Origin of the sequence: Enterobacter sp. PTB (assembly GCF_051130085.1) — a bacterium.
GTDB lineage: Bacteria > Pseudomonadota > Gammaproteobacteria > Enterobacterales > Enterobacteriaceae > Enterobacter > Enterobacter ludwigii.
The window spans coordinates 1-3,772 of sequence record NZ_JBDKEE010000065.1 but is presented as its reverse complement, the minus strand read 5'-3'; the positions used below and the strand labels follow the sequence as shown (position 1 = coordinate 3,772).

General features: G+C 50.7%; 5 protein-coding genes. 1 reads left to right on the top strand and 4 read right to left on the bottom strand.

Annotated features, from left to right (window positions below; translation table 11 throughout):
• Nucleotides 1–489: 489 nt before the first annotated feature.
• A complete protein-coding gene (locus tag AAIR21_RS27360) occupies nt 490–1,122 on the top strand; it encodes an acyl-homoserine-lactone synthase (protein WP_422701504.1) in 633 nt (210 codons plus the stop codon).
• Here the strand turns inward: AAIR21_RS27360 and AAIR21_RS27355 are convergent.
• From AAIR21_RS27355 to AAIR21_RS27340, 4 genes are all read right to left on the bottom strand, one after another.
• A complete protein-coding gene (locus AAIR21_RS27355; RefSeq protein WP_333169028.1) occupies nt 1,091–1,831 on the bottom strand; it encodes a helix-turn-helix transcriptional regulator in 741 nt (246 codons plus the stop codon). The genes AAIR21_RS27360 and AAIR21_RS27355 overlap by 32 nt on opposite strands.
• A 379-nt stretch (nt 1,832–2,210) precedes the next feature.
• Nucleotides 2,211–2,495 carry a hypothetical protein gene (locus AAIR21_RS27350; protein ID WP_422701503.1) on the bottom strand — a complete coding sequence of 95 codons (285 nt, stop codon included), beginning with the start codon at nt 2,493–2,495 and terminating at the stop codon, nt 2,211–2,213.
• A 67-nt stretch (nt 2,496–2,562) separates the two neighbouring features.
• Nucleotides 2,563–2,778: a hypothetical protein gene (locus AAIR21_RS27345; RefSeq protein WP_333169027.1), complete on the bottom strand. Its 216-nt coding sequence runs from the start codon at nt 2,776–2,778 to the stop codon at nt 2,563–2,565.
• Between the two features lie 150 nt (nt 2,779–2,928).
• On the bottom strand, nt 2,929–3,624 hold the full coding sequence (locus AAIR21_RS27340) for a Crp/Fnr family transcriptional regulator (RefSeq protein WP_422701502.1): 696 nt from the start codon (nt 3,622–3,624) through the stop codon (nt 2,929–2,931).
• Nucleotides 3,625–3,772: the final 148 nt, after the last annotated feature.

Genomic DNA, 3,772 nt, shown 5'->3' with positions numbered 1-3,772 from the left:
ATTCCGCTGATTAAAACTATACGAAACATTATTCAGAAAGCGTTCCTGATGCTGACCTCTTCGGAGCGGATCATTGTTCTTCCGGAAAATGTTGTAAAGCCCCCTCCCGTTGTTATAAGCACAGCATGAAATATGACTACCCCGCACGTATCCACGCCCTGGAATATCTGATTAACCAAAAGACTCAAGCATTCCGTAAGAAAGTCACTCAACTCAGCCCGGTGGCAGAAACAGAGCCACTCCTGCGTCTGGCGCTGAGCACACCGAAGAAAGAAAGGAAAAACACAAGACTTCCCCCCTCTGCAGGCACAACAGGGACCGTATGCCCTGCACTCCCCTGTCCTGCCGGCATCGTAGTCGCTGTGTCCCCTGAGCACCTGCCCCGCGGAAAAAATGTCCATTACCAGCAAAAGCGTATGAACCGGATCCCGGCACTCGCCTGTCAGTGACGCGGTTTATCCTGCTTCAGCCATAAAATAAGGAGTTGAAATGCTAGAATTATTTGATGTCGGTTACGAAGAATTGCAGTCAACGCATTCGGACGAACTTTACCGGCTACGCAAAAAAACCTTCAGTGACAGGCTTGGGTGGGATGTCACATGCAAGTTTGATATGGAGTTCGATGAATTCGATAATCCAGACACACGCTACATACTGGGTATGTATAAAGGTGAACTCGTTTGCAGCGTGCGCTTCGCAAACCTCAGCCAGCCAAATATGATCACCCATACCTTCCGGCAGTGCTTTAATCAAATACCACTCCCGGCCACCGGCACAGAATCGAGTCGATTTTTTGTCGACAAAGCACGTGCCCGGGAATTACTGGGGGAGCACTATCCCGTGAGCAAGATCCTGTTTCTTTCCATGATCAACTGGGCCATACACCATGAAAAAAATGGCATTTATACCATCGTGAGCCGTGCCATGTTAACTATCCTGAAGCGGTCAGGCTGGCAGATATCTCAGCTCTGTGAAGCATTCCTCAGCCCGCAGGAGCGTATCTATCTGGTGTATTTACCCACAGAAAAGTCAGATCAAGCACGGATGGCTGCAGGACTGGTTACCGGGCTTACATGCCCTCCTCAGTCTGTTATCTCCTGGCCGTTGCTGCTGCCGGTATAATCAGCTCAAGCTCAACGCCCAGTCGGATAGCCTGACGGGCGTTGCTGACACCAAACTTATGCACGAGCTTTCCCATGTGAAATTTCACTGTGCTCACCGAAATGCCGGCAATGGCAGCAATCTCCGGATATGTTTTCCCCATGCTGGCCCAGTACAGCACCTCATTTTCCCTCTGGGTTAACAGGGGTTTCCCTTCACTTCCCGGGCCCCCCGGGACAGAACCGGCCAGAAGATACATCTGTTCATTAATATCAATGAGCAACATCTGCATACTGCCTCGTTCAGAGGAAAGCCGGGCTTCCATTTCCCCTCGTTCATTACTGTCAATGATGATTGACAGTGTCGCCAGATTATTCATGTGGTCGTGCAACACAAAGGTGAATCCGTTGACGATATTATAACGTCTGGAGAGGGTGAAAATCCGGGTGAACTTCAAATCAGACATTAACGCGATGTTTTCGTCCCAGACAAAAGGAGAAATACGCTTAAAAGCATTGAGTATAACCGGGTCAGTAAGTTGAAAATTATTGCCCTGGTAGAGGTTAACCCACTCTTCAGGATAGCTGGAGATAATAAACACATCGGACGGATTTTTTTTACTGATGACCGTATAGGCGTACTCCAGGGTGCCAAATGAGGTCAGTTTCCGGCTGATATGCTCACGAAGCGTTTCTGCTATTGTTTTATTTTCGTTAAAAATAGACAGCATTTCAGGTCCACGACAGTTGAATTTCTTTATCGGGTGAGGACCTGCCCCCTGTACTTTAGAACAGGCAAGGCGGAACTTAAGTACAATTTACGCGTACACCACCCTGTTATAGACTCTATTCTGTTCTGATGTTAAAAAAACCGGACCTTAGCGGTCCGGTAGCCACATTAGCCAACACCAGGGAATAAACGTCCCGGTCAGACAAGGCATGGAAAAAGTCACTGCTGACCGGGATTTCAACCTTATCGTCAATCGGTAAGCATTTCAAATAAACTCACAAATAAAAAGTAAGTACAGGTATCAGTACGTTACTTTCCGTAGCAATCAGAATACAGATGTAATTAACGATTATTATTTACCCGACCCGCACAGATGACTGTCACTTTGTAATAGTGGGAGGCGACGGCATTTCCTGAAAAATAAAAAAATTGACAACGGCAAATACCGTTAAGACAGTGGCATGATAGCATAAATTTATCATGAATAAATAACGCAGGCCATAACATGGTAACCCGGCATTCATGACGCCAGGTTCAGGCGTGACAATATTTATAAAACCAGGACCTCGATACTCAGCCAGACTGAATGAAATAAGATCCGTGCTGTCTTTTTTTTTCAAAACAAAATACAGCAGGTGGTTATGAATGATAATAACGCCAGACACCACGTCCCTGTATCACGGCAGACCTGATTCAGGACGGTTCCCTGCAAAAGAAAACCGCCCTCATGCATTACTTCACCAGCGTGTGGACCGCTTTTCTCTTCGCTTTACGCACCGCTTTCTTTTTCGCGTGTTTTTTGGTTGCCTTTGTGGCTTTCGATTTCAGCGAATCACCCTGAATGTGCTGTACCGTGGAATTCACCGGTGTGACCGGTACGGCTGCCAGCGTTCCCGCGGCATACAAAAACAGGGCAGAGCCCAGTACTGCAGCTGTTAATTTTGACATCGCAACATCTCCTGACTGTTAAGGGAATATCACTGCAGAACATGTGACCGGGAGACAGGCTGCGTCAATACGGGTGACCTCTCCTGCACATTTATCTGTCCAGGGTTTTCTGTCATTCCACACTGAGCGCCATACCGCCCCGCAGCCCCGTCACCGACTCTTTCCGGCCCGGCGCATTTTCTTTACGCCGTGCCCGTCAGGCCTGTATGATAGTGCATTGCCCGCCAGTTTCGCCATCATGTCCGCCCGCAGCCCCGAGACCTGCCGGCCCCTGAACCGGAATGCCCCCGCCGCCACCAGTTTCAGCATTTCACGCGTCACCGTTTCCGGTGCCATCCCGGTATAGTCCGCAATGTCGTATCGCAGCATCGGCAGACGAAACTCACACATCACACGCCCCTCAGCACCATACCGGGAAGCAATGTCATAAATCAGATGCGCCAGGCGCTCGCCGGCACTCAGCCGGCTCAGCTGACGGAGCCGCGCCTTGTTCCCGCGTAAGCAGTCGCTCATCAGCCGGTAAACGTACCGCCGCGCGTCGCGCGTATCCATAAACGCCTCCAGCTGCGACGGGGATAACTGGTGAACGGCGCAGTCGTCAGTCACCTGCGCATATCCCCGGTGTGACTCACCGGGCAGTTCATCAATACCGAGATACTCCCCGGGCAGATAAAACCCGGTGACCTGCTCATCCCCGCCCGGCGTGATGCGAAACGTTTTCACCGCCCCGGACTTAATCAGCCAGAGCCCGCTGCGCCTGTCACCGTCACGCCACAGCAGGGTGTTTTTAGCGTATTTCCTGGCCGGGGCCTGCCTGAGGGCATCCCGTAATGCACTTTCTGGCATAGTCTCTTTCCGTCATGTCACACCGCCGTGCTGTTTTCCGGCGTCAGCGTAAAATCCAGCACGATAATCTCCCGCAGAAGCGGACTCAGCATCGTTTTCAGCGCCGCATGCGCCGGATGGGGCAGATACCGCCGGCGGGCTGCCTCAC